Consider the following 1,083-nt stretch of genomic DNA (forward strand, 5'->3'; position numbering starts at 1 on the left):
GGACGGCAGAGGCGAGGATCGCGAACGCGGTCCCGGCGCCGAGGGCGGTCCAGCCGGCCGGGCGGGAGACATCGGGGCGGCTCATGAGGCGAGCAGCAGCGCACCCAAGCGCTTTGTAGTGAGCCACCGCGCCAAGGCCTGTGACTGTCGCCGTGCTACAGACGTCACCACCAGAGCGACCATGCCTCCGACGACCACGCCAGCCAGGACGTCATGCGGATAGTGCGCGCCGACCCACACTCGAGAGGCTGCCATCGCCACGACCGCGACGCTCGCAACCACGCCGAGGGGACGCGAGACGAACACCAGAGCCATTGCAGCCGCGGCCGCAATGGCCGCGTGGTTGCTGGGGAACGACCAGTCACCAGGTGCGGGGCATGCCTCCAGCGTCTTCACGTGCAGGCTCTGACAGGGACGGGCTTCCCCGACAGCCATCTTCAGGACCATGTCCACGCCGTATGCCGCAACGACGACGACTGGTGCCGCCAATGCTGTCACCCCAGCCGCCGGGCTCACCTGCCGGGCCCGCCACCAGCCGATGACGGCGAGGACGGCGAACGCCAGGAGTCCGTAGGTCGACCAGACCAACACAGTGTCGTCGATCCAGGCCGGTGAGTGCTGTGCCCGGGCCACGATGTCCGAGTAGAGGGAGCCGTCGATGGACGCCCCGTCGAGGGCGAGAATCACTTGTGCCTCGCCTTCGGCCTGGCATTGCGTCGGCTTCGCAGGACCTCGGTGAGAAGCGGGATCAGCGACACCACGACGATCAGCGCGACCAGGGGCAGCAGGTACCGGTCGACGTTCGGAATAGAGGAACCCAGCACGTATCCGGCAAGGGTGACGCCAATAGCCCAGACGAGGCCGCCCACCACCTGCCATAGCGCGAAGGTCCGCACAGGGACCTCCAGTGCGCCCGCCATCGGGTTGAGCACGGTCCGTACGACCGGGATGAATCTCGCCAGGACGATCGCCTTGGCGTATCCATAGCGTTCCAGGAGCTCTTCGGCCCGCTTCATGCCGTCGTGCAAACGCTGCGAACGACTGCGGGCGACCAGCGCTCCCCCCGCCCGGCGGCCGATCAGA

The 1,083-nt window shown here is 67.9% G+C and carries 2 protein-coding genes; both read right to left on the bottom strand.

Going from position 1 to position 1,083, the window contains the following annotated elements; translation table 11 throughout:
• Positions 1-81: 81 nt before the first annotated feature.
• On the bottom strand, positions 82-687 hold the full coding sequence (locus tag ADL25_RS10700; protein WP_059127440.1) for a phosphatase PAP2 family protein: 606 nt from the start codon (positions 685-687) through the stop codon (positions 82-84).
• Positions 684-1,083, bottom strand: a 400-nt coding sequence (locus ADL25_RS10705) for a DedA family protein (RefSeq protein WP_199839135.1), incomplete at its 5' end; no start/stop codon positions are given. The genes ADL25_RS10700 and ADL25_RS10705, both read right to left, overlap by 4 nt.

Origin of the sequence: Streptomyces sp. NRRL F-5122, assembly GCF_001507435.1 — a bacterium.
Taxonomy (GTDB): domain Bacteria; phylum Actinomycetota; class Actinomycetes; order Streptomycetales; family Streptomycetaceae; genus Streptomyces; species Streptomyces lannensis.